The sequence below is a fragment of the Metabacillus herbersteinensis genome, from assembly GCF_042433335.1.
In the GTDB taxonomy this organism is placed as follows: Bacteria; Bacillota; Bacilli; order Bacillales; family Bacillaceae; genus Metabacillus; species Metabacillus herbersteinensis.
In genome coordinates, this window is record NZ_JBHLVO010000096.1 from 1 (window position 1) to 695 (window position 695).

General features: G+C 32.9%; 1 protein-coding gene. It reads left to right on the forward strand.

The features are described from left to right. Positions 1-556, forward strand: a 556-nt coding sequence (locus ACFFIX_RS27845) for an IS110 family RNA-guided transposase (protein ID WP_378939906.1), incomplete at its 5' end; no start/stop codon positions are given. Between the last annotated feature and the right edge of the window lie 139 nt (positions 557-695).

Below are 695 nucleotides of genomic sequence, written 5' to 3' on the forward strand. Positions count from 1 at the left end.
AAACCCGTTTCAGAAAACCTTATATCATAGCCTTTCTTTAAGCTTAGATATGTATATTAATATGCTTCTTGAATACAAAAAACATCTATCCAAGCTTAAAGATGAGATAGATGCTTTAGCGAAAAGTATTGAAGAATATAAAATTATCCAATCTATCCCCGGAATCGGTAAAAAAATCGCTGCCACGATTATTTCTGAGATTGGGGAAATTGATCGGTTTAATCATCCTAAGAAACTAGTTGCATTTACAGGAATTGATCCAAGTGTCTTTGAATTTGGTACATTCAAAGGTACTCTAAATCGAATTACCAAACGAGGTTCTAGTAGACTACGACACGCCTTGTATATGGCCGTTAAATGTGCCATTCGTGATTGTCGAAAGAAGAAAACGACAGATGAAATTATTCCTCGTAACAAGCGATTACGAGAGTTTTATGACAAGAAACGTGAAGAAGGAAAGCCCTTTAAAGTAGCTGTGATAGCATGTGCAAATAAACTTTTACAATGGATTTATGCACTTTTAAAAAGCAAATTAGCTTTCCAAGATCTAGCCTAATTTAAAAATATAACTAAACCGCCCAAACTTTCCAAAAACAAAATATTGGAAGGTTATTTGGCATGCCTAAATTTAGTTTAGCATGAAATACTTTAAGTTTTTATTGAAAAATGTTGACAAACTATTAGCTGGTTTAGTT